Raw genomic sequence first — 25,960 nt, 5'->3', positions numbered from 1 at the left:
CGCCCGGCAGCGGCACCCGCCGAGCGGGGCTCCGCTGGATGTCGTTGTTCACGCTGGCCTGGCTGGCGATCTGGACCGTGCAGCTGACCCCGGTGCAGCTGCTCCTCCCGCTGCAGCTGGACACCCCCGAGGACGACTGGATCCGCGGTGTCGTGTCCTCCGGGATCGTTCTGGGCGTGGGGGGCCTCGCGGGTGTCGTGGCGGGACCGCTCGCGGGCGCCCTGTCCGACCGTGCCCGTGCCGGCGCGCATCGGCGTCGCCCGTGGGCACTGGGCGGCGTCGGGCTCACCGCGCTCTGTCTCGTGCTCACCGGCTTCGCCTCGGGGCCGTGGGCGGTCGGCGCCGGGTGGGTGGGCGTCTCGATCGGCGTCGCGGTCTCCTCGGCCGCGTTCACCGCGCTCATCGCCGACCAGCTGCCGACGACTCAGCGCGGCGCGGCGTCGGCGGCCGTCGGGTCGAGCCAGGCGGTCGGCATCGTGCTCGGTGTGGGAGTGGTCGTGCTCCTCGGCCTCGACATCGTCGCCGGCTACCTCCTCCTCGCGGGCGTCATCGTCGTGATCGGTGGGGCGGCGGCGTTGCTGCTGCCCGATCCTCCGAGCACGGAGGCTCTGCGTCCGCAACGCATCGGGCGACCGCGTCTGGCGTCGCTCCGCGACCGCGACTTCGCGTGGATGCTCTCGGGCCGGCTCGTCACCAATGTCGGCAACGCTCTCGGCACCGCGCTCTTCCTCTTCTTCCTGCTGCACGGTCTGGGGCAGGAGAGGGGGACCGCTCAGGACAACCTCCTCCTGCTGATCATCGTCTACACCGTCTTCGTGGTGGTGGCCTCGGTGGTGACCGGCATCGCGTCGGACCGCACGGGGGAGCGGCGCCGGATCGCGGTGGCGGCGACGGTCGTGCAGGCGGCGTCCGGCGTGGTGATCGTCGTCGTCCCCACCTTCGAGATGACGCTCGTGGCGGCGGCGCTCATGGGCCTCGGCTACGGCGCCTTCTCGACGGTCGGGCTCGCGTTCGCGGCCGACCTGCTGCCAGACGAGCAGGACCATGCCCGCGACCTGGGCATCGTGAACGTGACGGCGGCGCTCGGGCAGCTCATCGGCCCGGTGCTCGGCGCCGGTCTTGTCGCCCTGGCCGGCGGGTTCTGGCTCGTCTTCCTCGCGGCCGCCGTCCTGTCGCTCGTCGGAGGCGCGCTTACCGCCGCCGCCACGCCGCGCGCGACCTCAGCCTGACGCGTCGCGCTGCTCGAGCGTGGCGATGGCGAGTGCGAGGACGGCGTTGAACACACGAGGACGCATGGCGGTGAGCAGATGCGTGGTCCGCGGGACGACGATGAGTTCCGCCTCCGGGGCGAGGCGTCGGAAGAGGGGTTCGTTCAGCCGTAGCTGGTCGTACTGACCGTTCACGAACCAGAGGGGCACCCGGATGCGGGGGACCGCGGCGGCGACGTCGAGCGCGGCGAGGCTGCGAAGCGTCTCGTCCTGGATGTCGAGCGCATACCCGCCGGCGGCGAAGTCGCCGCGGTTCTCCTCCGGGATCGTCGCGGCGAGCATCCGCCGCGTCAGCCACATCCCGCGGTCGGGCAGGGAGTCGACGGCCCGGGCGAACAGCCGGTACGCCCGCAGGCCGGCGCCGCGGGGGAGCGAGGTGCACGCGGCGGCGACGAGTCCGTCGACGGGCGGTGGTTCCGCGCCGCCGGTGTAGGCGAGGGAGAGGAGTCCCCCCATGGAATGGCCGACGAGGAGGACGGGGCCCTTCTCGGCGGCGGCGCGCACGGCCGCGTCGATCGTGTGCAGTGCCTCGTGGAGGGTGAAGTCCTCCGACATCCGGCTGCCGTGACCGGGCAGATCGACCGCCGTCACGGGATTCCCGTGCGCCTCCAGGTACTCCACCTGCGGCCGCCACATGGTCGCCGACGTGCGGATGCCGTGCACGAGGACGGTCTGGACGGTCACGCCTTCAGCATAAGGAAAGCGGGGCCGGTGGATGAACCACCGACCCCGCTTCGACACGAGTCGTGTCAGAGGGAGTTACTTCTCCCAGCCGACGTTCTCGACCGGCGTGATGCCGAACAGATCCAGACCCACGTAGGGCTCCGGGGTCAGGTTGGCGAGGCCTTCCTTGACCGTGTAGATCTGCGGGCCGTTGTACAGCGGGATGAGACCCCAGCGCTTGTAGATCTCGGGCTCGAGCTCCATGGCGGCCTTGGTCTGCGCCTCGGGGTCGGTCTGCGACTCGACCTTGTCCTTGATCTCCGCGTCGAGCTCGGCGTCGCCGACGCCCGACAGGTTCAGACCGGAGTCCGAGCAGTACAGCTGGCAGAACCAGGCGGCACCGAACGGGTCGGACGAGGTGAAGCGGAGGCCGGAGACGTCCCAGTTCTTCGACGTGTAGTCCGAAGAGAACTCGCTGGCGGGGCGAACCTCGACCTTGACGTCGATGCCCACCTCCTTCTCCTGGGCCTGCAGCGACTGCGCGAGCGCCTTCGCCGTGGCCGAGTCGCTCCAGATCGGGTAGACGACGGAGAGCTTGACGCCGTCCTTCTCACGGATGCCGTCGGAGCCTTCGGTCCAGCCGGCCTCGTCGAGCAGCTTCTTGGCGCCCTCGACATCGAACTTCCAGCCGGCGGCCTTCATCGAGTCGGTGTACCCGGGCTGGAACGAGAAGAGCGTCAGCGAACCGGCCGGCTCCTCTTCGTAGCCGAGGCCGTTCCACGCGATCTGCTTCTGCTGATCGATGTTGATCGCCTTGAAGAACGCCTCGCGGACCTTGACGTCCTCGAACTGCGGCTTCGTGGAGTCGACCTGCAGGATCGTGTTGGCGGTCTGCTGCGCGCGGTACACGACAGCGCCGTCGACGTCCTTCACCTGGTCGATGAGCTCCTGGGAGCCCGTCTCGACCATGTCGACCTCGCCGTTCTTGAAGGCGTTGACGCCGGCCTGGGTGTCCATGCCGGTCATCGTGACCTTGTCGAGGAGCGGGGCGTCGCCCCACCACTCGGGGTTCGGCTTGAAGGAGACGTAGCCCTTGTTCGCGTCGAACTCGTCGATCGTGTACGGGCCGGCGCCCCACTCGGGGTGCGGGTTCTCGATCATGGCCTCGTTGAAGACGGCCGGGTCGGCGAGAGCCGGGTGCATGACGCCACCGTTGAACGGCATCTGCGGCCAGGCGAACTCGCCCTTGAAGGTCACGATGGCCGTCTTGGGGGTGTCACCCTGCTCGACGGACTCGATCTCCTTGTACCCGTCGGTCGCGTTCGGGTTGAAGCCCTCGTCGTACGAGCGGTTGGCCTTCCACGTGGCGTCGATGGCGGTCCAGTCCATGTCCGTGCCATCGTTCCAGTGGGCCTCGTCGGTGAACGTGAAGGTCAGGACCGTCTTGCCGTCCTTGACCTCGTTCTTCCACTCCGACAGGTAGTTGTCGTTCTTGTACTGCGTGCCGTCCGGCTCCATCAGGATGATCTGCGGCATGTACCACGCGGCGATACGCGCGGTGTCCGCGCTGCCGTCGCTGTTGAACGAGTTCAGCTGCGGCGGGACCTCGCGGATGGCGAAGTTGACCTCGCCACCCTCCTTCAGGTTCTCGCGCGGCTGCGGGTTGTAGTTCGCCATCTCGACCTCGGCTGCTTCGCCGTTGTCGCCGCTGTCGCCACTGCCGCCGTTACCGGCAGCGCACCCGCTGATCGCGAGTGCGAGAACGCCGGTGAATGCCAGCGCTCCCATCAGCTTGTACTGCTTCATGGTGCTCCTTTCGCCTTACGGCGTGTCATAAAGGGAAGAATAGTTCGAGCCGCATACCGGTACGGCGCCCGGCGGTGAATACCGGCTAACCGTTATCGGACGGTGACCACAGGTCGCGAGCTCGACCGGCTCAGACCGTCGCCGGCTTGGTGCTCATCGTCTCCGGGTCGAAGACCACGCGCTGTCGCGTGCGCTCGATGTCCGGGTCGGGAACGGGGATCGCCGACAGCAGCGCCTTGGTGTACGGGTGCTGCGGGTTGTCGAACACCTCGTCCACATCGCCGTGCTCGACGAAGTCGCCGAGGTACATCACCGCGACGCGGTCGGCGATGTGACGCACCACCGACAGGTCGTGGGCGACGAAGAGGTACGACAGCCCGAGCTTCACCTTCAGCTCGTCGAGCAGGTTGATGACGCCGGCCTGGATCGACACGTCGAGCGCGGAGACCGGCTCGTCGAGGACCACGATCTTCGGGTTCGTCGACAGCGCGCGGGCGATGCCGATGCGCTGCCGCTGGCCACCGGAGAACGCCTGAGGGAAGCGGTCGCGATGCGCCGGGTTGAGCCCGACGAGATCCATGAGCTCGCCCACGCGGCGGTGCACCTCGCTGCTGGGGGTGCCGATCGCGGTCAGCGGCTCCGCGATGATGTCCGCGACGGTCATGCGCGGGTCCAGGGCCCCCATCGGGTCCTGGAACACGATCTGGATGTCGCGGCGCAGCGCGCGCTCGACCTTGTGGCTGCGGATGTCGTTGACGCTCGTGCCGGCGATCACGATGTCGCCTTCGGTCTGCTTGACCATGTCCATGATCTGCAGCAGCGTCGTGGTCTTGCCGGACCCCGACTCGCCCACGATGGCCATCGTCTCGCCCTCGCGCACGTCGAAGCTGATGCCCTTGATCGCATGGACCTCGCCGACCTTGCGCTTGAGGAACGCGCCCTTGAGCAGCGGGAACGTCTTGGTGAGGTTCCTCACCTCGAGCGTCACCGGCCGCTCCTCGCGGGGGAGGCGGGTGAGGTCGCTCTCGGGGACCTCGCGCACGGGGTACACGGGGAGGCCGCCGAGCATGCCGCCATCCTCGATCTCGTCCGCACGGATGCACGCCGCGCGGTGGTCCGCCGTGCTGCCGGTGTGCGCGGGGAGGAGCTCGGGCTCCTTCGTGCGGCAGGCGTCGATCACGATCGGGCAGCGGTCCGCGAACGGGCACGCATCGGGAAGATCGATGAGCAGCGGCGGGTTGCCCTTGATCGGGGTCAGCGGCTCCTTCTCGGCCTTGTCCACACGCGGGATCGCGCCGAGGAGGCCGATCGAGTACGGCATCCGGGTCTTGTGGAACAGCTCCCTGACGGGGGCCTGCTCGACGGGCTTGCCCGCGTACATGACCATGACGTCGTCGGCGGTGCGGGCCACGACACCCATGTCGTGCGTGATCATCATCACGGCCGCGCCGGTCTCGTCCTGCGCCTTCTCGATGAGGTCGAGGATCTGCGCCTGGATGGTCACGTCGAGGGCCGTGGTCGGCTCGTCGGCGATGATCAGCTTGGGGTCGTTCGCCATCGCGATGGCGATGACCACACGCTGGCGCATGCCGCCCGAGAACTCGTGCGGGAAGGCCTTCATGCGCTTCTCCGGCTCGGGGATCCCGACGAGCTTGAGGAGGTCGATCGCCCGGGCGTTGGCCTCTTTGCCGCTCAGGTTGCGGTGCACGGTCAGTGCCTCGATCAGCTGCGTGCCGATCGTGTACACGGGGGTGAGCGAGGTCAGCGGGTCCTGGAAGATCATGGACAGGCCGTTGCCGCGGATCGCGGAGAGCTGTCCGTCCGTCTTGCCGATCAGCTCCTGGCCGTCGAACATGATGGAGCCGGAGACCTTGGCGTTCTCGTCGAGCAGGCCCATCACCGCCAGCGAGGTGACCGACTTGCCCGACCCGGACTCCCCGACGATGCCGAGGGTCTTCCCGGCCTCCAGGTCGAACGAGACGCCGCGGACGGCGTGCACGCGGCCGGCCTCGGACGCGAAGCTGACGTTGAGGTCGCGGACGGAGAGGATAGGGCTCATGCGCGGCCTCCAGCAGCCGAGGTGGGATCGAGGGCGTCCCGCAGACCGTCGGCGATGAGAGCCATCGAGACGGTGAGCAGAGTGAGGACGAGGGCCGGGAAGTAGAACAGCCAGGGCGAGCTCGTGATGGTCGTGCTGCCCTCGCCGATGAGCGAGCCGAGGGAGACGTCGGGGATCTTGACGCCGAAGCCGATGAACGACAGCCCGGTCTCGGTGGTCACGGCCGCGACGATGCCGAGGGTGAAGTTGATCACCAGCAGCGAGCCGATGTTGGGGACCAGGTGCCGCAGGACGATGCGTCCGCCGCGGACCCCCATGTAGCGCGCGGCCTGCACGTACTCGCGCTCACGGAGCGACAGGGCCATGGTCCAGATGATCCGAGCCGGGAAGAACCAGGAGACGAAGATCATGACCAGGGCGATGACCCACCACACGCCGCCCGAGTCGTTCGAGATGACCGAGAGGATGAGGAACGTGGGCACGACCATCATGAAGTGGATCACCAGCAGCGCGATGCGCTCGAACCATCCGCCGAAGTAGGCGGCGGCGGTGCCGACGAGGGCCGACAGGATCGTGGTGCCGACGGACACGGTGATGGCGATCATGAGGGAGCGCTGCAGGCCGATCGCGGTCTGCGTGTACGTGTCGTTTCCGGCGCCGTTGGTTCCGAACCAGTGCTCGGCCGACGGCGGCGAGCTCAGCGCGAGGAAGTCCATGTCGCTGACCGTGTAGCGGGAGAGCAGCGGACCGAGCGTCGCGAACAGGATCAGGACGAACAGCACCACGACGCCGCCGACCGCCGGCTTGTTGCGCAGGAACCGGCGCGTGTACAGCGTCCACTTGGAGAGCGACTTGTCAGCCGGCTGCGGGGGGCCGACGGGCGGCTCGACGAGGGGATCGATCATTTCGGTGGTCATTGTCAGCTCACCCTCACTCGCGGGTCGAGGATGACCACGATGATGTCCGCCAGGACGGCGCCGATCGCGGTCAGAACGGCGCCGAAGGCGGCGACCGCCACGACACCGTTGATGTCGTTCTGGTTGATGGTGTCGAGGAAGTAACGCCCCATGCCCTGCCAGGCGAAGATCGTCTCGGTCAGGATCGCGCCGGTGAAGATCGTCGGGATCGTGAAGGCGACCTGGGTGGCGACGGGGATCAGGGAGGTGCGCAGCGCGTGCTTGCGGATGGCCTTGGCCTTCGTGAGCCCCTTGGCGCGCGCCGTGCGGACGTAATCGGCGTTGATGTTGTCCAGGAGCAGGGAGCGCTGAAGGAAGTGGTACTGCGCGTAACCGACGAGCACGAGGGCGATGGTCGGCAGCGTCACGTGCTGCAGAGCGTCGATGATCGTCGGGAAGAACCCGGTGACGCCAGGGCTCGACGAGCCGGTGACGTAGAAGATGCGGATGCCGGTCCACTCGTTCAGCGAGATCGCCAGGAGGACCACGGCGAGACCGGCGACGATGATGTTGATGTTCATCGTGATGATCGACGTCGCCTGGCCGATGCGGTCGGCGAGCTTGTACTGGCGCGAGGCGGTGTAGACACCGAGCCACACTCCGAGCACGGCGGCGATGATCGTGGCGCCGAGGACGAGCTCCGCGCTCACCCACATGCGGTAGGCGACCTGCTCGTTCACCGACTGGCCCGTCGGGCTCACGCCCCAGTCCCACCGCAGCAGGATTCCCGAGAACCAGTTCCACCACCGTTCGATCAGCGGGACCGTGTCGCTGAGGTTGCGGGGGACGAGGACGTTGTCGATCTGCTCCGGAGTGAGCGGAGGACGACGACCCACGTAGTTGCTGCGCGGATCGAGGAAGCCCCACGCGAGGAAGTAGGTGAGGTTCGTCGCGACCACGATCATGAGCAGCCAGCCGAGGGCACGGCGCGCGAGGTACTTGATCAAGGGGGAATAGTCTTTCTCTTCTCCAGACGCGCTCGGGGTCTGCCGACGCAACGCTGAGCCGGGCGGATGATCGGGTGTCATCCGCCGTTTCCGCGCGACGCGACAGCCCTCACGGAGTCTGTGACGGAGTCGTATCGCTTACGGGATCCGGTGTCACGGATTGATCCCGGGCAACTTCGGGAGACTATCACCGATACGCCGGAATGGGGATTACGAGGGCCCTCACCGTACAATCGACGGGACATGTCCCCACGCGCTCTCACCCCGCTCCAGCCTGCCGCGACGCCGGCTGCGCAGATCCGTAATTTCTGCATCATCGCCCACATCGACCACGGCAAGTCGACCCTGGCCGACCGCATGCTCCAGATCACCGGTGTGGTCGCGGAGCGGGACATGCGGGCCCAGTACCTCGACCGCATGGACATCGAGCGTGAGCGCGGCATCACGATCAAGAGCCAGGCGGTGCGGATGCCGTGGGCCGTCGGCGAGACGCCGGGGACAGACGACGTCTTCGCGCTCAACATGATCGACACGCCCGGTCACGTCGACTTCACCTACGAGGTGTCGCGGTCGCTGGCCGCCTGCGAGGGCGCGATCCTCCTCGTGGACGCCGCACAGGGCATCGAGGCCCAGACGCTCGCCAACCTGTACCTCGCGCTGGAGAACGACCTCCACATCATCCCGGTCCTCAACAAGATCGATCTGCCCGCCGCGGACCCGGAGAAGTACGCCAAGGAGCTCGCGTCGCTGATCGGCGGCAAGCCGGAGGATGTGCTGCGGGTGTCCGGCAAGACCGGCATGGGCGTGGAGGATCTGCTCGACCGGATCGTCCAGGAGATCCCGGCGCCGGTGGGCGACGCGGAGGCCCCGGCCCGCGCCATGATCTTCGACTCGGTCTACGACGCCTATCGCGGGGTCGTCACGTACGTCCGCATGGTCGACGGCAGTCTCTCGCCCCGCGAGCGCATCCAGATGATGTCGACCGGCGCGAACCACGAGGCGCTCGAGGTCGGTGTGTCCAGCCCCGAGCCGACCCCGACCAAGGGCCTCGGCGTCGGCGAGGTGGGATACCTCATCACCGGGGTGAAGGACGTGCGGCAGTCGAAGGTCGGCGACACGATCACCAACGCCCGCAAGCCCGCCGCCGAGGCTCTCCCCGGCTATACCGACCCGAAGCCGATGGTGTTCTCAGGCATCTACCCGATCGACGGCAGCGACTACGCCGAATTGCGGGAGGCGCTCGACAAGCTGAAGCTGTCCGACGCGTCGCTGCAGTACGAGCCGGAGACCTCTGTCGCCCTCGGTTTCGGCTTCCGCTGCGGCTTCCTCGGCCTGCTTCACCTGGAGATCGTGACGGAGCGGCTCGCCCGCGAGTTCGGGCTCGATCTCATCACCACCGCCCCGAGCGTGATCTACGAGGTCGTCACGAGCGACACCGGCGAGACGGTGACGGTGACGAACCCGAGCGAGTACCCCGACGGGCGCATCGGCTCGGTGTCGGAGCCGATGGTCAAGGCCGCGATCCTGCTGCCCAAGGACTACGTCGGTACCGTCATGGAACTGTGCCAGTCGCGTCGCGGCACGCTGCTCGGCATGGAGTACTTCTCCGAGGAGCGTGTCGAGCTGCGCTACAACATGCCGCTCGGCGAGATCGTGTTCGACTTCTTCGACCAGCTCAAGTCCAAGACGCAGGGCTACGCGTCGCTCGACTACGAGCCCTCCGGGCAGCAGGAGGCCGACCTCGTCAAGGTCGACATCCTCCTCCAGGGCGAGAAGGTCGACGCGTTCAGCTCGATCGTGCACCGCGACAAGGCGTACGCGTACGGCACGATGATGGCGGAGCGGCTGCGCAAGCTCATCCCGCGTCAGCAATTCGAGGTGCCGATCCAGGCCGCGATCGGCGCCCGCATCATCGCCCGCGAGACCATCCGCGCGATCCGCAAGGATGTGCTCGCGAAGTGCTACGGCGGTGACATCACCCGCAAGCGCAAGCTCCTCGAGAAGCAGAAGGAGGGCAAGAAGCGCATGAAGATGGTCGGTCGCGTCGAGGTCCCCCAGGAGGCGTTCATCGCCGCGCTCTCCGGCGACGTGGAGACCAAGGACAAGAAGTAGCCCGCTCTCCCCGGGTAGCCCGCGCGGGGTCGCTGAGCCCGCCGTCTCTGGGTCGCTGAGCCCGCCATCTCTGGGTCGCTGAGCCCGCCGTCTCTGGGTCGCTGAGCCCGCCATCTCTGGGTCGCTGAGCCTGTCGAAGCGCGTCAGTCGTCGCTGGGTCGCTGAGCCTGTCGAAGCGTGGTGTTCTCGCTGAGTCGCTGAGCCTGTCGAAGCGCGCCGTACGACCTCGACAACGACGGCAGATCCTCCCCACGGCTCTCGATCAGTGCGATCTTCTTCCGACGGCTTCACCCCTGGATCTGCTTCTCCCGGAAGAAGGCCGCGTCGACGGTGTCGAAGTGCTCCGCGTGGACGAGCACCGCGGGTCTCCGTCGGCGAGTGAAGTTCGCGGCGAACGCGTCGTCGTTGTTGTGCTCCCAAACGCGTCGTCGTTGTTGTGCTCCCAGACGCGGGCTTCGAGGTCACCGTTCGTGCTGCCGGTGTAGAAGCTGCCGTCGCGGCATTCGAGGATGTAGGTCCATGGCATCGGGCCATCATGGCGGAGGGGCGTGCGGGTTTCCCCGGGGTGTGGGGGTTCCCTTCGACAAGCTCAGGGACCCAGCGTTGTGGAGGAGCCCTTCGACCCAGACGTGTGGGGCCCTTCGACAAGCTCAGGGACCCAGGCTGGGGCCCTTCGACCCAGCCGTGTGGGGCCCTTCGGCGGGCTCAGGGGCCCGGCCTTCTCCGGGGGATGTGACGGCGTGCGGCGCGGGGGGTGTTCGCTCAGGGAAGCCCAAGTAGGCTGGATCACATGCGGCGCGGGACTTTCCGAGACGACACGGTGGACTATGCGGCCGTGGGTGCGACCCACGCCCCCGATCTGATGCAGTACCCGCCGGAGCGCAGTGTCCCGGCGGAGGAATCGTGGCGGATCGGCAGTGGCGAGGAGCGGTTCCAGACCGCCGGCGAAGCCCTGCTGTCGTGGACGGCGCAGCGCGCCGCCGGGCTCTCCGTGGAGGACGTCCGTCCCGCCCCGGGGCCCGCCTACGCCGGTGTGAGCTTCGATGCCGAGGGCAATCCGATCGCGCCCAGCAAGCGCGATGTCGAACCGCGCTACGACGCCGAGGGCATGCCGTTCGTCGGTGCGGGGATGACGCTGCACCTGCGCGGCCGTGTGGGCGGCATGCGCGCCGACGCCGAGCTGCGGGTGATCTCCGTCACCGAGGAGACCCGGCGGATCGGATTCGTGCTGGGCACCGTGGGCGGTTCGGTCGTCAGCGGCGAGGAGTCCTTCGACGTGGACTGGCGCGAGGACAACGACGAGGTGTGGTTCACGGTCCGGGCCTTCGATGCGCCGAACACCCTGCTCTACCGCGTGCTCCCGGCGCTCATGAAGCGCCGTCGCCGCGAGCTGTTCGCGCGCTACCTCCGCGCGATCTCTCCGCTCTACGCGACCCCCGTGTGATGGCGGGACCTCTTCCGCTGGGGGATCCGGCGCCTGCCGACGGGCGACTCCCCGACGATCTCCCGGTCTCCGCGGAGACACCCTTCTCCGCCTACCTCCACGTGCCCTTCTGCCGGGTGCGGTGCGGTTACTGCGACTTCAACACCTACACCTCGGGCGAGCTCCGCGGCGCGCGGCAGGAGGACTACGCCTCGACGCTGATCGGCGAGATCGCGCTCGCACGACGGGTGCTCGACGAGGCCGGAGCGCTGCGGCCGATGGACACCGTGTTCTTCGGCGGTGGAACGCCGACGCTGCTGCCTGCCGGTGATCTCGCACGGATGCTCGGCGCGGCGACCGCGGCGTTCGGGCTCGCGCCCGGAGCCGAGGTGACGGTCGAGGCGAATCCCGACACGGTCACGCCCGAGGTGGCGCGCACCCTGGCCGAGGCGGGGGTCACGCGGCTGTCCGTCGGCATGCAGTCCGCCGTCCCGCACGTCCTCGCCGCCCTCGACCGGACGCACCGGCCGGACAACGTCCGCACTGCGGTCGCCGCAGCGAAGGAGGCCGGGCTCGCCGTGAGCGTCGACCTCATCTACGGTGCACCGGGTGAGTCGCTCGCCGACTGGGAGGCGTCGCTCGACGCGGCGCTCGCCCTGGAGTCCGATCACATCTCGGCGTACGCGCTCATCATCGAGGACGGCACCAAGCTCGCGCGCCAGATCCGTCGCGGCGAGGTCCCGACGCCGGACGACGACCTGCAGGCCGACATGTACGAGATGGCCGACGAGCGTCTCGCCGCCGCGGGCTTCGAGTGGTACGAGGTCAGCAACTGGGCGCGCAGCGACGGGCAGCGTTCCCGGCACAACCTCGCGTACTGGCGGGGGAGCGACTGGTGGGGTTTCGGCCCCGGGGCCCACAGCCATGTGGCCGGGCTCCGGTGGTGGAACGTCAAGCACCCCGCGGCGTACGCGCAGCGGCTCGCGGCCGCCGCGTCGCCGGCGGCCGGGCGGGAACGACCCGATCCGGAGGCGCGGACCCTGGAGCGCATCCTGCTCCTCAGCCGCATCCGCGAAGGGATCGCCGTGTCGGACGTCCCGGAGCACAACAGGGACCGCGTCGCCGGACTCATCGCCGACGGGCTGATCGACGCGCCGGCGGCGATCCGCGGACGTGTGCAGCTGACGCTCCGCGGCCGTCTCCTCGCCGACGCGGTCGTGCGAGAACTCACCGACTGAGGCGGTGCACCGGGCCGTCCGCTCTTCGGAGATCTTGCGGTCGCACGAGGTAGGATTGGCACTCAGGGCATCAGAGTGCCAGCAACGGTCGGCGGGAAGGGGAATCCCATGGTGACAGAGCGAGGGCTGCAGGTTCTCCGTGCCATCGTGCAGGACTACGTCGAGACGCACGAGCCCGTCGGCAGCCGCTCCATCGTCGATCGTCATTCCTTCGGGGTGTCCGCCGCGACGATCCGCAACGACATGGCGCAGCTGGAGGACGAGGAGCTGATCACGGCGCCGCACACCTCGTCGGGTCGGGTGCCGACGGACAAGGGCTATCGGGTGTTCGTCAACCACCTCGCCCAGCTGCGTCCGCTGTCCCCGGCGCAGCGCTCCGCGATCGAGTCGTTCCTGACCGATCCCGCAGACCTCGACGATCTGATGGCGCGCACGGTGCGGGTGCTCACCCAGCTGACGGGGCAGGTGGCGCTCGCGCAGTACCCGTCGTTCGCCCGCGCCCACGTGACGCACGTCGAGCTCGTCACTCTCGCCCCGAACCGGCTCCTCACCGTCCTCGTGACGGACGCCGGCGGGGTCTCCCAGCGGATGACCATGCTGCCCGACACGATCGATGAGGCCGACCTCGCGGTGCTGCGCGCTCGGCTGTCGTCGCTCATCACCGGGCAGGCGATCGCGGCGGCCTCGGACCGGCTGCAGGCCCTCCTCGCGGCCGAGGAGACGTCCCAGGACCGGGTGCTCCGCACGCTCGCCGCTGTCGTGATCGACGAGCTCGGGGGCTTCCGCCAGGAGCGCCTCGTGATGGCCGGCGCGGCCACCCTCGCGCGGCGCGAGCAGGACTTCCGCGGCAGCATCCATCCGCTCCTCGAGGCGATCGAGGAGCAGGTGACGCTGCTGCGGCTGATGAGCGAGATGGAGGCCGACGAGCACGGGCTCGCGGCGAGCATCGGCACCGAGAACGCCTCCTTCGGGTTGGGTGAGGCATCCATCGTGGCCAGCAACTACGCGGCGCCCTCCGGGACCGCGCGGGTCGGGGTGATGGGGCCGACCCGGATGGACTATCCGAGCAACCTCGCGGCGGCGCGGGCGGTCGCCCGCTACCTGTCGCGGATGCTCGACGACGACGAGGCGGGCCGCTGACGCGGCCCCCACGGAAACACACGCAGAAAGGCGATTGTGGCGGACCACTACGAGGTTCTCGGGGTGTCCCGGGACGCTTCCACCGATGAGATCAAGAAGGCGTATCGGCGCCTGGCGCGACAGCTGCACCCGGACGTCAACCCGGGAGAGGAGGCCGCGGAGCAGTTCAAGCTCGTCACGCACGCGTACGACGTGCTCAGCGACGAGGAGTCCCGACGCCGCTACGACATGGGCGGAGGCGACGGGGCGAACAACTTCAGCGGCTTCGGTGGCTTCGGGGACATCTTCGAGACGTTCTTCGGTGCCGCGCAGGGCGGCGGGCGCGGCGCACGTCCGCGATCGCGGCGCGAGCGCGGGCAGGACGCCCTCGTGCGGGTCACGCTCGATCTCGGCGACGTCGTCTTCGGGGCGCATCGCGACATCGAGGTCGACACCGCGGTGCTCTGCGAGACATGTCAGGGATCCTGCTGCCAGGAGGGCACCTCGCCGGTGACCTGCGACATCTGCGGCGGCACGGGTCACGTGCAGCGTCAGGTGCGCAGCCTGCTCGGCAATGTCGTCACCTCCCAGCCGTGCGGCACCTGCGAGGGCTACGGCACGACGATCCCGTACCCGTGCGGCACCTGCGGCGGGCAGGGCCGTGTCCGGTCCCGCCGCACCGTGTCGCTCGACATCCCGGCCGGCGTCGAGACGGGACTGCGTCTGCAGCTGCCCGGTTCCGGTGAGGTCGGGCGGGCCGGCGGCCCGAACGGCGACCTGTACGTCGAGGTGACGGTCAACCCGCACCCGGCGTTCAGTCGCGACGGCGACGACCTCCTCGCCACGCTCGAGGTCTCCATGACCGACGCCATCCTCGGCACCGAGACCTCCATCCAGGGCCTCGACGGCGAGGTCGATCTCGAGATCCGCCCGGGCGTGCAGTCCGGGGACGTGCTCACCATCAAGGGGCGGGGCATCACGCCGCTCCGGGGGACCCAGCGCGGCGACCTCCGCGTCGGTGTGCAGGTGGTGACACCCACGAAGCTCGATTCCGCGGAACGGCGGCTGATCGAGGACTTCGCGAAGAAGAACAAGGCGCCGTCTCCGCAGCTCGCCCAGTTCCAGCAGGGCCTGTTCTCCAAGCTCCGCGACCGCTTCCGCACGCACTGATCGTGGCCCTGCACTTCCTCGTCGAGTCCGCGTCCGATGCCGCGGTGGGCGGCGTCGTCACCCTCACCGGTGCTGAGGCCAAGCACGCCGCCGTCGTCCGACGACTCCGCATGGGCGAGGCCGTCACGGTCGGCGACGGGCGCGGCCTCTGGCTCACCGGCGTCGCGGAGCAGGTCTCACCGACGCGCGTCGACGTGCGCATCGCCGAGCGCGCTGCGCACGACGCGCCGCGCCCGCGGATCGTGCTCGTCCAGGCGTTGGCGAAGGGTGATCGCGACGAGCTGGCCGTGCAAGCCGCGTGCGAGCTCGGCGTCGACGAGGTGGTGCCGTGGCAGGCGGCGCGCAGCGTGTCGCGCTGGGAGGGGCCCAAGGCGGAGAAGGGCCGCGCCCGTTGGGCGACGATCGTCCGTGAGGCGGCCAAGCAGGCGCACCGGGCGTGGGTGCCCGAGGTGGCCGCTCCCGAATCGACGTCGCAGCTCGTCGCGCGCGCAGCGACGCAGCGCGTGCTCCTCCTCGACCCGACCGCCCCGGTGCGACTCTCCGCCCTCGTCCCCGACGATCGCGATGTCGTCCTCGTGGTCGGCCCGGAAGGGGGCATCTCTCCGGAGGAGCTTGAGAAGCTGAGCGCAGCGGGAGCGGAGCGTGTCCTGCTGGGCGACTCCGTCCTGCGCACTTCCACGGCGGGTCCCGCAGCGATCGCCGTGCTGTCGGTGGCCCTCGGCCGCTGGTGACCGGCCGTCGCGACCGTCCCCCCGGTAAGCTGAAGGCATGAGCGAACCCTCGATCTTCACGCGCATCCTCACCGGGGACATCCCGGGCGAGATCCTGCTCGACACGGGTCGCGTCTTCGCGATCCGCGACATCGATCCGCAGGCGCCGCTGCACGTGCTCGTCATCCCCAAGACCGAGGAGTATCGCGACGTCACCGAGCTCGCGGCCGGAGACCCGACGCTCCTGGCGGAGATGGTCGCCGCCGCGAAGCGCATCGCTGACGAGCACGCGAACGGCGAGTACCGCCTCATCTTCAACAACGGCGCGAGCGTCGCGCAGTCCGTCTTCCACGTGCACGCCCATGTGCTCGGCAACCTCGAGGAGAACAAGCTCGTTGGCTTCTGACGATCAGGAAACCGTCACCGAACGGCTCTACGCCGACGGCGTCGCGATGGTGCAGCTGCTGGGACCGCAGGACCGGCTGCTGCGGATGCTGGAGCGGGAGCACCGTGACGTGCAGGTGCTCGTCCGCGGCAACGAGATCACCCTCACCGGTGAGGCCGGAGCTGTGGCCGCGGCCAAGAGCCTCGTCGACGAGCTGCTCGCGATGACGAAGGCCGGGCACGATCTCGCCCCGAGCGACGTGTCCAGCTCGGCGCGCATGCTGCGGCAGGAGGGAGGACCCCGCCCCAGCGAGGTGCTGGGCGAGGCGATCCTGTCGACCCGTGGCAAGGTGATCCGTCCCAAGACGCTCGGGCAGAAGGAGTACGTCGACGCGATCGAGGAGAACACGATCGTGTTCGGCATCGGTCCGGCGGGAACGGGCAAGACCTACCTGGCGATGGCGAAGGCGGTCCAGGCGCTGCAGCGCAAAGAGGTGACCCGCATCATCCTCACGCGTCCGGCCGTCGAGGCGGGGGAGCGTCTGGGCTTCCTTCCCGGCACGCTCACCGACAAGATCGACCCATACCTGCGGCCCCTGTACGACGCGCTCAACGAGATGATGGATCCGGAGATCGTGCCGCGCCTGATGGCGACGGGCACCATCGAGGTCGCCCCCCTCGCCTACATGCGCGGGCGCACTCTGAACGACTCGTTCGTCGTGCTCGACGAGGCGCAGAACACCACGCCCGAGCAGATGAAGATGTTCCTGACCCGTCTCGGGTTCGGGACGAAGATGGTCGTCACCGGCGACATCACGCAGGTCGACCTCCCGCAGGGCGCCTCCGGTCTTCGTCTGGTCACCCGGGTGCTCGACGGGATCGACGACATCCATTTCTCGCGTCTGACCAGCGACGACGTGGTCCGTCACTCCCTGGTCGGTCGCATCGTCGACGCCTACAGCGAGTACGACGAGAAGCGTGTGGCGCAGCGGGCCGAGCGCGAGCAGGCCCACGAGTTCGCGAACCGCGCCGAGCGGCGCGGTGCCCAGCGACCAGGACCACGCGATCGCATGCCGAAACGAGGGCTCTCATGATCGAGATCAACAACGAGTCGGCGATCGACGTCGACGAGACCGTGCTGCAGCGGCTGACCGACTTCAATCTCTCGCAGCTGCACGTCAGCGCGGACGCCGAGGTGGCCATCGTCCTGGTCGACGAGGGCGCCATGGAGGCGCTGCACGTGCAGTGGATGGACGAGCCGGGACCGACCGACGTCCTGAGCTTCCCCATGGACGAGCTCCGGCCCGGCACCGAGGACCGCCCGACGCCTCCCGGGCTGCTCGGAGACATCGTGCTCTGCCCGCAGGTTGCGGAGACCCAGGCGCAGGCGGCCGGTCACACCCTCATGGACGAGCTGATCCTGCTCACCACGCACGGTCTGCTGCACCTTCTCGGCTTCGATCACGCCGAGCCGGACGAGGAGCGGGAGATGTTCGGGCTGCAGAGGCAGCTCATCCAGGGCTTCGCCGCGTCCGAGCGCCGCCGGCGATGACGGAGCTGCTGCTGCTCGTCGCCGCCGTGCTGCTGGTGGCGTTCGGCGGCCTCATGGCCGCGATCGATGCCGCGTACGCGGTGACCTCGCGGGCCGGTCTCGCCGACATGGCGACCGAGGGCCGGCGGGCGAAGGCTCTGGCACGGATCGCTGTGGACCCCGACCCGCATGTGAACGCCGTGGCGTTCATCCGCGTCCTCGCCGAGGTCACGGCAGCGGTGCTCGTCACCGTCGCGTTCACGCTCGTCTTCGACAACATCTGGTGGGCGATGCTCGCCGCCGCGATCCTCATGACGGGCATCACGTTCGTCCTCGTCGGCGCGAGTCCGCGGACGTTCGGGCACCAGCACGCCGAGGGCATGATCCGGGGCAGTGCGAACATCGTCCGCGGACTGCGCATCATCCTGGGCCCGATCGCGCAGGGTCTCGTGGTGCTGGGCAATCGGGTGACGCCGGGGACCGGGCGCAGCTCGTTCTCGAGCGAGGACCAGCTGCTGAGCATGGTCGACGAGGCCGCGTCGAACGATCTCATCGAGGAGGACGACCGCGACCTCATCCACTCGGTCTTCGATTTCACCGACCAGTTCGTCCGCGCGGTGATGGTGCCGCGGACCGAGATGGTCACGGTCGGCGCGGAGGCCACGACGGACGAGGCCATGTCGCTGTTCCTGCACCGCGGCGTCTCCCGGATGCCCGTCGTCGACGACGAGGCCGACGACGTCGTCGGGGTGCTGTATCTCAAGGACCTCGTGCAGTTCGCGTATCGCGACGACAGCGCCTGGCGTGCGGCCTCCATCCGTCCGATCGCACGACCGGCGACCTTCGTGCCCGAGTCGATGCGCGCGGAGACGCTGCTGCAGCAGATGAAGCGCGATGCCGTGCACGTGTGCCTCGTGATCGACGAGCACGGCGGCATCTCGGGACTGGTGACGCTGGAGGACCTCATCGAGGAGCTCGTGGGCGAGATCTCGGACGAGTACGATCAGGTGTCCGCGGAGTTCGTCGACCTGGGCGACGGCCGCTACCGCGTCAGTTCCCGGCTCTCGCTGGAGGACGTGGGCGACCTGTTCGGGGTGGAGCTCGAGGATGAGGACGTCGATTCCATCGGCGGCCTGCTCGGCAAGACGCTCGGACAGGTGCCGCAGCCCGGCGCCACGGCGACCGTCCACGGACTCGTGCTCACCGGCGGGGCGTCGCGCGGGCGGGGCCGCGGGATCGCCACCGTGTTCGTGGAGCGGGCGGCTGAGCCCGACGATGCGCAGGATGAAGGAGAACGGCGCGATGACTGAAGACACCCGGAGCGGGTTCGTGACCTTCGTCGGGCGGCCGAACGTGGGCAAGTCGACGCTGACCAACGCCCTCGTCGGCGAGAAGATCGCGATCACCAGCGAGAAGCCGCAGACCACCCGTCGGGCCATCCGGGGGATCCTCAACCGTCCGGACGGGCAGCTCGTCATCGTCGACACCCCCGGCATCCACAAGCCGCGCACGCTCCTGGGCGAGCGACTGAACGACCTCGTCGAGCAGGTGCTGGGCGACGTCGACGTCATCGGCTTCTGCGTGCCGGCGACCGAGAAGGTCGGTCCGGGTGATCGTCGCATCGCCGCCTCGCTGGACGGCTATCCCCGCGCCCAGAAGATCGCGATCGTCACGAAGACCGACGCGGCCGGACGGGATGAGATCACCGAGCGCCTCATGGAGGTCGATTCCCTGCGCGAGGACTGGGCGGCCGTGATCCCTCTGTCGGCCCTGACCAGGGACCAGCTCGAGGTCCTCGCGGACGAGATCCTGCTGCTCATGCCGGAGGGGCCGGCGCTGTACCCGGAGGGCGTCACCACGGACGAGTCTGTCGAGGACCGCGTCGCCGAGATCATCCGTGAGGCCGCGCTCGACGGGGTGCGCGACGAGCTTCCGCACTCGATCGCGGTCGTGGTGGACGACATCGCCCCGCGCGAGGACAGTGACCTCACCGATGTGCACGCCTCGATCGTCGTCGAGCGCGACAGCCAGAAGGCGATCATCATCGGCCACAAGGGCAAGCGGCTGCGCGATGTGGGCGCGCGCGCTCGCACCGGCATCGAGGAGCTGCTCGGGACCCGCGTGTTCCTCGGGCTCCATGTGAAGGTCGCGAAGGAATGGCAGCGCGATCCCAAACAGCTCGGGCGACTCGGGTTCTGACATGCCGGGCAGAACGACGTCGGAGGCGGCGGGGAGACCGCCGGCCCCACCGACATGAGCGGCCGCAGCGGAGACCCGAACGCGCTGCGGAGCGAGGTCTTCAGACGAGTGTTCGACGCGCACTGGGCGACGGTGCGCCACCACATCGAGGGCGTGGTCGGCGACGACGACGAGGTGACCGAGATCGTGTCGGAGGTGTTCCTCGCGGCCTGGACGCGGCTGCGGCCGGCGCGGCCCCCGGGGAAGGTGTGGCTGCTGCGCGAGACGGACCGCCGTCTGCGGGCACGGTCGCGGCGCCCCGATGCCGCCCGTCAGGCGATCGAGGCGGTGCACGCCGGCCTCTCGGGGGATCCGGAGGCGCCGGGTCGCTTCGGTCGCAGCGAAGTGCTGCGAGCTTTGGGTGTCCTCACTCCGCTCCAGCGGCGTATCATCATGCTCACGTACTGGGATGGACTCGCGGTGGGGGAGATCGCGGAGCTGCTGCGCGCTTCTGAGTCCCGAGTGCGGAAGACGTTGACCCGGGCCGAGGATCGGCTCCGGGAGACGCTGGGACTGGAGGGGACGGGGAATGCGTGATGTCTGACACTGCCCTGCTCGAGCGTGTGCTCGTCGAGGCCGATCCCGCGCGGACTCCGCGCGATGCACAGCCCGATCCACGCGCCGCGGCCGTCCGTGACCGCATCGTCACCCTGACCCGCGCGCCGCAGCGCCGTCGTCGTCGCGCACGGATGACGGGGTGGGGCGCGGGACTGACCGCGGTCGCCGCGTCGGCCGCCGTCGCGTTCGGCGTGCTCGTGCCCCCGGGCGCCGCGGTCGCCGGCACGCCGTCACCGCTGGTGTTCGAGGAGGCCGGATCGCTCAGCGACACGGTGGCGGCGGCGGAGGCCGACCTGGAGGTGTTCACCCCTCCTGCGGAACCCGAGCGGACGTCGCGTACGGCGTTCTGGTCGTACAACGTCGAGGTGGACACCGCGCAGGCGGAGATCGTCCCGCAGTTCGCCACATTCACCTGGAACGCGGACCTATCGGGTGAGGCGGTCGCCATCGACGGCGAGCCTTATGACCCCACCGATGCCGTCGCCAACGGCGAGGCCGAGGTGCGGAGCACGGGGGAGGTGGCCTCCCACGTCGTCCTCGCTCCGGGCGAGTTCGATGCACCGGTCGTCGAGGCGCCGGGTGACGCCGGAGCCGATGTCCGGGCTCTCCTCGTCGCCTTCGACATGCCGGAGGATCCGACGGCTTTCGAGGTGGTGACGGCGATCACGTCCGTGTTCGGGCAATGGACCCTCACGAACGCCCAGCATGCCGAACTGCTGGCGCTCCTGGAGGACGCCGGCGGTGCAGAGGCGCTGGGCATGTCCACGGATCGCCTCGGACGCCCGGTCGCCGGGATCCGGGTGATCTCGGCGGACGGCGTCGTGCGCGACGACCTGCTGGTGTCCCGCGACACCGGGCGGATCGTCGGTCTCGAACGCACGGTCCTCAAGGACGACGGCGTCTTCCCGGCAGGAGCGGTCGTCGATTATCGGATGTGGGAAGTGGACGAGGAGGCGCGGCCATGAGCCGGCTGCGCGGTGCCGTCGCGGTCCTGCTGGCCGTGCTCCTGGCGGGTGCCGGTGCCCCGGCGGCCGCCACCGCGGCGGAGGAGCCACTCGACCCGTTGATGGTGCGGATCCTCGAGGAGGTGCCCGGCGGCGTCGTGATCGATGCCGGCACCGCCGTGTGGCCGGAGCTCGACATGGAGTACACCGCGCGCCCCGATGGCAGTGGCGTGACGACGCGCGCGGTGGGGAACTGCGCGACCGGTCGGATCTGCGCCTACCGGGAGCTCAACCGCCTGGGCTCGATGCTCAGCTGGGGAAGCTGCACGACCATCACGATCCCGTCGTCGTTCACGACGAGGTCCGCCGCGAACGCGCGGACCTCCGGGTACCTGCAGGTGCGCAGCGGGTCGACCGTCCGTGCGACCGTGTCCGCCAACTCGTGGAGCAACGTCTCCGGTTCGTCGGACAACATCCGGTGCTTCCTCTGACGGCGGAGGACGGGATCATGGCGTTGCACTGGGTGGCGAGGTCGTGGGGCGCTCCCGACTCGTGGGCGTTCGAGGAGTACGAGCCCACCGCGCCGGGGGAAGGCGAGGTCACGATCCGGGTGCGTGCGGCCGGGGTGAATCCGGCGGACGCGAAGCACGTCGCGGCGCCGCGCGCCGGGGTCGAGCTGCCCGTGCCGATCGGTTACGAGGTGTCAGGGGAGATCGTGGCGATCGGGCCCGCCACCCGCATCGGCTCCGGTGACGCCGAGCTGGGCGACGAGGTGGTCGCGTTCCGCGTCCAGGGCGGCTACGCGAGCTCGCTGACCGTGCCGGCGGCGAAGGTGTTCGCGAAGCCGACGACCCTGTCCCATCCCGAGGCGGCGAACCTCCTGCTCGTGGGCACCACCGCGGCCGAGATGCTCGCCGTCACGGGAGCGTCGCCCGGGGACACGGTCCTCCTGCACGGCGCGTCGGGAGCGGTCGGCGTCAGCGTGCTGCAGCAGGCGCGACTGCGCGACGTCCGCGTCATCGGCACCGCCCGTCCCGAGCGCTTCGATGAGGTGCGACGGTTCGGCGGCATCCCCGTCGCGTACGGGGCGGGACTCGAGGAACGCGTCCGCGCGGAGGCGGACGGGCCGATCGCCGCCGCCCTGGACGCGGTCGGTACGGACGAGGCCATCGACGTCTCGCTGGCCGTCGTGCCGGACCGACGCCGGATCGTCACGATCGCGAATCCGGCGCGAGCCTCCGCCGACGGCTTCCTCGCGATCGCCGGGTCGATGCCGGACAGCGCTCGGTTCCGCGATGAGGTGCGCGGCGAGCTCATCGCCCTCGCGCAGAACGGCGACCTGGTGGTGCCGCTGGCGCGGACGTTCCTCCTCGCGGATGCCCCGGCCGCGCATCGTCTTCTGGCGACCGGGCATCCGGGCGGCAAGCTCGCGCTGCTCCCGGAGGGTTAGTCGATCTCACGCAGCGCCGAGGTGACGATGACCACCCCGTCGCCGTATTCGGCGTCGACGGCGTCCTGCACCGTCCCGTCGTCCCACACGACCTGGAGCCACACGTAGCCGCGGTCGGTCGAGACGGACAGCGCGGCGGGTCCGAGGCGTCCGCTGATGTCGTTCTGCACCCGGTCCTGCTCGTCCGGGGTGCTCGTGCCGTCCACTCCGCCCGTCGGATCCTCCGGGGCCGGCGGATCGTAGAGCGCCAGGAGGGCGGGCGGCGCGGTCACGGTGAGTCGTTCGCCGTCCCAGTTCCCGGTCACCGCATAGGCGCCCCAGCGTGTCTCTCCGGACACCTCGCCGCCGTCCACCCCGTCCCAGGTCCAGCCGTCCAGTGCCACGCCGTCGCACTGCGGGGGATCGGACTCGCGCACCGCGCCGAGACACAGCTCTGCGGACCCCGACCGGTCGAGCACGGTGCCCGTGCCGATCACCCGCCCCTCCGGCGGCTGCGGCCGGGCCTCCTCCAGACGCATGTCCGAGGGGACGGTCGTGCTCGTCGGCGGCGCGGATGACCCGGGCCCCGAGGTGCAGCCGGTCAGGAGCAGCAGCGCCGCCACCGCACCGAGGGCGACAGGGCGGCAGACACGCGAAGAGCTCATATCCACCAGTGTCGTCGGAGCGCGCATCGTCTCGCCACGTCGCAACGCCCGCGGCGAGCCTGCTAGCATGACCACATGCCTTTCGGCGGTCTGCTTCTTCTTAGCTGCCGCGACGAGTCCTGACACTAGGGCCTTCCTCGTCGCGGCGCTTGTGTTGGCCCGTCCCTATCGACGAAGAGAAGTAGCCCATCATGCAGAACACTCAGCGCCCCTCCGCGATGCCGATCCACAAGTACCGGCCGTTCCACGAGCAGATCTCGGTCGACCTGCCCGACCGCACCTGGCCCGACGCCCGCATCACCGAAGCACCTCGCTGGTGCGCGGTCGATCTCCGCGACGGCAACCAGGCCCTCATCGATCCGATGTCCCCCGAGCGCAAGCGCGTCATGTTCGAGCTCCTCGTCCGCATGGGCTACAAGGAGATCGAGGTGGGCTTCCCGTCCGCGAGTCAGACCGACTTCGACTTCGTGCGTCAGCTCATCGAGGAGAACCTGATCCCCGATGACGTGACGATCCAGGTCCTGACGCAGGCGCGCGAGCATCTGATCGCCCGCACCTACGAGGCGATCGCCGGCGCCAAGCAGGCCATCGTGCACCTGTACAACTCCACGAGCGTGCTGCAGCGCGAGGTGGTCTTCCGCACCGACATGCAGGGCATCATCGACATCGCGCTCGAGGGCGCCCGCCTGTGCCGGAAGTTCGAGAAGACCATCCCCGACACGCAGGTCTACTACGAGTACTCGCCGGAGAGCTACACCGGCACCGAGCTCGAGTTCGCTGCCGACGTGTGCAACCAGGTCATCGAGATCTTCGAGCCGACGCCGGACCGCAAGGTGATCATCAACCTGCCGGCGACCGTCGAGATGGCGACGCCGAACGTCTACGCCGACTCGATCGAGTGGATGAGTCGTCATCTGCACCACCGCGAGAACGTCATCCTGTCGCTGCACCCGCACAACGACCGCGGCACGGCGATCGCCGCGGCGGAGCTCGGCTACATGGCCGGGGCCGACCGCATCGAGGGGTGCCTGTTCGGCAACGGTGAGCGCACGGGCAACGTCGACCTCGTCGCGTTGGGCATCAACATGTTCACGCAGGGCATCGACCCGCAGATCGACTTCAGCGACATCGACCAGGTCAAGCGCACCGTCGAGTACTGCAATCAGCTGCCGGTGCCGGAGCGCAGCCCGTGGGCGGGCGACCTGGTCTTCACCGCGTTCAGCGGATCGCACCAGGATGCGATCAAGAAGGGCTTCGAGGCCATGGCCGCCAAGGCCGAGGCGCAGGGCGTCACCGTCGATGACATCGAATGGGCCGTGCCGTATCTCCCCGTCGACCCGAAGGACCTCGGTCGCTCCTACGAGGCCGTCATCCGCGTGAACTCCCAGTCGGGCAAGGGCGGCGTCGCCTACCTGCTGAAGTCGGACCACGCGATCGATCTGCCGCGCAAGCTCCAGATCGAGTTCTCCGGCGTGGTCCAGGCGAAGACGGACGCCGAGGGTGGCGAGGTCACGAGCGAGCAGATCTGGTCGATCTTCACCGACGAGTACCTCCCCGCCGCCGACACCGAGGCGAAGTGGGGGCGTTTCGAGCTGCTCGCCACGCAGACCCGGAGCGACATGTCCGGCGACGTCGTGCTCGACGTCGTGCTGCGGGATGATGACCAGGAGGTCTCCGTCTCGGGCAACGGCAACGGTCCGGTCGCCGCGTTCGTCGAGGTGCTGCGTGGTCAGGGCTTCGACATCACGGTGTACGACTACGTCGAGCATGCTCTCAGCGCCGGCGGCGACGCGCAGGCGGCCGCGTACGTCGAGCTGCAGGTCGGCGACCAGCGCCTGTGGGGCGTGGGCATCGACGGTGACATCTCGACGGCGTCGCTCAAGGCGATCGTGTCCGGCGTGAACCGTTCGATCCGCACCCGCCAGCAGGAGCTCGCCGCGGTCTGACCCGTTCCGAGTCGCGCGATTGGTCGTATCCGCCCGCGGAACACGACCGATCGCGCGATCCGAACGCAGGGGGTCAGCTCTTCGGTCGGATGATCCCGATCGTGCCGGTCTCCACGGCGACCTTGCGGCGGTGGAGGCGTCGCTGCTCCGGCAGCGAGACGTCGAAGATGACCGCCAGGATCCGGATGACGGCGGTCACGACGATCCCGATGACGGCAGCGAGCGGGATCGCCATGCCGAGGCCGCTCGCCACCACGATGAAGGTGCAGCCGACGGCCGCGGCGACCGCATACAGGGACCCGACGTGCATGATCGCGGTCGGCAGGCCCATCAGCATGTCGCGGAGGACGCTCCCGCCGACCGCGGCGCACACGCCGATGAAGACCGCGGGAACCGCGGGGATGCCGAAGGCGAGCGCCTTGCTCGTGCCGAAGGCCCCGAACATGCCGATCACCACGGCGTCGAGCGCCACGATGGCCGCGTTCAGGCGGGTGAACAACCCGCCCAGCAGCATGCCGACCAGGGCCGCGCCTGCCGCGGTCACGAGGTACCACTGGTTCTGCAGGGTGGCGGGGGTCTGCCCGAGAAGGATGTCGCGGATGAGGCCGCCGCCCATCCCGATCATGATCCCGATGATGGCGACCCCGAGCCAGTCCAGCCGCTGCTGGCCCTGGAAACCCGAGGCGAACATCGCGCCCTGCACCCCGCCGAGCCCCACGCCGAGGAGGTCCGCCCACAGCGGAATGGTGAAGAGTGGTTCGGTCACGCGTCCATTGTCCCGCACGGAGGATAAT

General features: G+C 69.2%; 25 protein-coding genes. 17 read left to right on the top strand and 8 right to left on the bottom strand.

Features of this window, described 5'->3' with window-relative positions; translation table 11 throughout:
• Positions 1 to 38 precede the first annotated feature (38 nt).
• Positions 39 to 1,229, top strand: a complete 1,191-nt coding sequence (locus KAF39_RS13460; RefSeq protein WP_210677701.1) for an MFS transporter — start codon at positions 39 to 41, stop codon at positions 1,227 to 1,229.
• On the opposite strand, the gene KAF39_RS13455 is transcribed toward KAF39_RS13460, so the two are convergent.
• The 5 genes from KAF39_RS13455 to KAF39_RS13435 form a co-directional block, all read right to left on the bottom strand.
• Entirely contained in the window at positions 1,221 to 1,952 is a 732-nt protein-coding gene (locus tag KAF39_RS13455; protein WP_210677700.1) for an alpha/beta fold hydrolase, read from the bottom strand. The two genes, KAF39_RS13460 and KAF39_RS13455, sit on opposite strands and share 9 nt — an antisense overlap.
• A 75-nt stretch (positions 1,953 to 2,027) precedes the next feature.
• Positions 2,028 to 3,737 (bottom strand): ABC transporter family substrate-binding protein, encoded by a 1,710-nt coding sequence (locus KAF39_RS13450; RefSeq protein WP_210677699.1) that lies wholly within the window; start codon positions 3,735 to 3,737, stop codon positions 2,028 to 2,030.
• Between the two features lie 130 nt (positions 3,738 to 3,867).
• Complete coding sequence (locus tag KAF39_RS13445) at positions 3,868 to 5,796, bottom strand: ABC transporter ATP-binding protein (protein ID WP_210677698.1); 1,929 nt, start codon at positions 5,794 to 5,796, stop codon at positions 3,868 to 3,870.
• Complete coding sequence (locus KAF39_RS13440) at positions 5,793 to 6,713, bottom strand: ABC transporter permease (RefSeq protein ID WP_246878312.1); 921 nt, start codon at positions 6,711 to 6,713, stop codon at positions 5,793 to 5,795. Before KAF39_RS13440 ends, KAF39_RS13445 begins: the two co-directional genes overlap by 4 nt.
• A gap of 2 nt (positions 6,714 to 6,715) precedes the next feature.
• Positions 6,716 to 7,699, bottom strand: a complete 984-nt coding sequence (locus tag KAF39_RS13435; protein ID WP_210677697.1) for an ABC transporter permease — start codon at positions 7,697 to 7,699, stop codon at positions 6,716 to 6,718.
• Between the two features lie 243 nt (positions 7,700 to 7,942).
• Here KAF39_RS13435 and lepA point away from each other — a divergent pair, with 243 nt between their 5' ends.
• Entirely contained in the window at positions 7,943 to 9,811 is a 1,869-nt protein-coding gene (gene lepA / locus KAF39_RS13430) for a translation elongation factor 4 (RefSeq protein ID WP_210677696.1), read from the top strand.
• Between the two features lie 262 nt (positions 9,812 to 10,073).
• Here the strand turns inward: lepA and KAF39_RS13425 are convergent, their stop codons facing one another.
• A complete protein-coding gene (locus tag KAF39_RS13425) occupies positions 10,074 to 10,337 on the bottom strand; it encodes a GIY-YIG nuclease family protein (RefSeq protein WP_246878311.1) in 264 nt (87 codons plus the stop codon).
• Positions 10,338 to 10,601: 264 nt separating this feature from the next.
• Here KAF39_RS13425 and KAF39_RS13420 point away from each other — a divergent pair, with 264 nt between their 5' ends.
• The 14 genes from KAF39_RS13420 to KAF39_RS13355 all read left to right on the top strand — a co-directional run bounded on the left by KAF39_RS13420 (position 10,602) and on the right by KAF39_RS13355 (position 22,576).
• The gene (locus KAF39_RS13420) at positions 10,602 to 11,255 is read left to right on the top strand and encodes a DUF1990 family protein (RefSeq protein ID WP_210677695.1); all 654 of its coding nucleotides are present in this window, start codon (positions 10,602 to 10,604) and stop codon (positions 11,253 to 11,255) included.
• A complete protein-coding gene (gene hemW / locus KAF39_RS13415; protein WP_210677694.1) occupies positions 11,255 to 12,472 on the top strand; it encodes a radical SAM family heme chaperone HemW in 1,218 nt (405 codons plus the stop codon). The genes KAF39_RS13420 and hemW overlap by 1 nt, the downstream gene beginning before the upstream one ends.
• A 108-nt stretch (positions 12,473 to 12,580) precedes the next feature.
• Positions 12,581 to 13,612, top strand: a complete 1,032-nt coding sequence (gene hrcA / locus KAF39_RS13410) for a heat-inducible transcriptional repressor HrcA (RefSeq protein WP_210677693.1) — start codon at positions 12,581 to 12,583, stop codon at positions 13,610 to 13,612.
• 36 nt (positions 13,613 to 13,648) lie between these two features.
• Positions 13,649 to 14,761, top strand: coding sequence for a molecular chaperone DnaJ (gene dnaJ / locus KAF39_RS13405; protein WP_210677692.1), 1,113 nt, complete (start codon positions 13,649 to 13,651; stop codon positions 14,759 to 14,761).
• Positions 14,762 to 14,763: 2 nt separating this feature from the next.
• A complete protein-coding gene (locus KAF39_RS13400) occupies positions 14,764 to 15,492 on the top strand; it encodes a 16S rRNA (uracil(1498)-N(3))-methyltransferase (protein WP_210677691.1) in 729 nt (242 codons plus the stop codon).
• Positions 15,493 to 15,529: 37 nt separating this feature from the next.
• Complete coding sequence (locus KAF39_RS13395) at positions 15,530 to 15,877, top strand: HIT domain-containing protein (protein ID WP_210677690.1); 348 nt, start codon at positions 15,530 to 15,532, stop codon at positions 15,875 to 15,877.
• Positions 15,878 to 15,923: 46 nt separating this feature from the next.
• On the top strand, positions 15,924 to 16,949 hold the full coding sequence (locus tag KAF39_RS13390) for a PhoH family protein (protein WP_246878735.1): 1,026 nt from the start codon (positions 15,924 to 15,926) through the stop codon (positions 16,947 to 16,949).
• The gene (ybeY, locus tag KAF39_RS13385) at positions 16,946 to 17,407 is read left to right on the top strand and encodes an rRNA maturation RNase YbeY (protein ID WP_210677688.1); all 462 of its coding nucleotides are present in this window, start codon (positions 16,946 to 16,948) and stop codon (positions 17,405 to 17,407) included. Before KAF39_RS13390 ends, ybeY begins: the two co-directional genes overlap by 4 nt.
• Positions 17,404 to 18,696 carry a hemolysin family protein gene (locus KAF39_RS13380; protein WP_210677687.1) on the top strand — a complete coding sequence of 431 codons (1,293 nt, stop codon included), beginning with the start codon at positions 17,404 to 17,406 and terminating at the stop codon, positions 18,694 to 18,696. The genes ybeY and KAF39_RS13380 overlap by 4 nt, the downstream gene beginning before the upstream one ends.
• Positions 18,689 to 19,585, top strand: a complete 897-nt coding sequence (gene era / locus KAF39_RS13375) for a GTPase Era (protein WP_210677686.1) — start codon at positions 18,689 to 18,691, stop codon at positions 19,583 to 19,585. Before KAF39_RS13380 ends, era begins: the two co-directional genes overlap by 8 nt.
• 54 nt (positions 19,586 to 19,639) lie before the next feature.
• Positions 19,640 to 20,161, top strand: coding sequence for an RNA polymerase sigma factor (locus tag KAF39_RS13370; protein WP_210677685.1), 522 nt, complete (start codon positions 19,640 to 19,642; stop codon positions 20,159 to 20,161).
• The gene (locus KAF39_RS13365) at positions 20,161 to 21,147 is read left to right on the top strand and encodes a hypothetical protein (RefSeq protein WP_210677684.1); all 987 of its coding nucleotides are present in this window, start codon (positions 20,161 to 20,163) and stop codon (positions 21,145 to 21,147) included. Before KAF39_RS13370 ends, KAF39_RS13365 begins: the two co-directional genes overlap by 1 nt.
• A complete protein-coding gene (locus KAF39_RS13360; protein ID WP_210677683.1) occupies positions 21,144 to 21,617 on the top strand; it encodes a hypothetical protein in 474 nt (157 codons plus the stop codon). The genes KAF39_RS13365 and KAF39_RS13360 overlap by 4 nt, the downstream gene beginning before the upstream one ends.
• 17 nt (positions 21,618 to 21,634) lie before the next feature.
• A complete protein-coding gene (locus tag KAF39_RS13355; RefSeq protein ID WP_210677682.1) occupies positions 21,635 to 22,576 on the top strand; it encodes an NADP-dependent oxidoreductase in 942 nt (313 codons plus the stop codon).
• On the opposite strand, the gene KAF39_RS13350 is transcribed toward KAF39_RS13355, so the two are convergent.
• Positions 22,573 to 23,220: a hypothetical protein gene (locus KAF39_RS13350; protein ID WP_246878310.1), complete on the bottom strand. Its 648-nt coding sequence runs from the start codon at positions 23,218 to 23,220 to the stop codon at positions 22,573 to 22,575. The two genes, KAF39_RS13355 and KAF39_RS13350, sit on opposite strands and share 4 nt — an antisense overlap.
• Positions 23,221 to 23,411: 191 nt before the next feature.
• Between KAF39_RS13350 and leuA the strand changes: the two genes are divergently transcribed.
• Positions 23,412 to 25,166: a 2-isopropylmalate synthase gene (gene leuA / locus KAF39_RS13345; RefSeq protein WP_210677680.1), complete on the top strand. Its 1,755-nt coding sequence runs from the start codon at positions 23,412 to 23,414 to the stop codon at positions 25,164 to 25,166.
• Positions 25,167 to 25,239: 73 nt separating this feature from the next.
• Here leuA and KAF39_RS13340 read toward each other — a convergent pair whose 3' ends face one another.
• Positions 25,240 to 25,932, bottom strand: coding sequence for a trimeric intracellular cation channel family protein (locus tag KAF39_RS13340; protein WP_210677679.1), 693 nt, complete (start codon positions 25,930 to 25,932; stop codon positions 25,240 to 25,242).
• Positions 25,933 to 25,960: the final 28 nt, after the last annotated feature.

Origin of the sequence: Microbacterium sp. BLY (genome assembly GCF_017939615.1) — a bacterium.
Taxonomy (GTDB): Bacteria; Actinomycetota; Actinomycetes; order Actinomycetales; family Microbacteriaceae; genus Microbacterium.
This window is presented reverse-complemented; position numbering and strand designations above follow the sequence as displayed.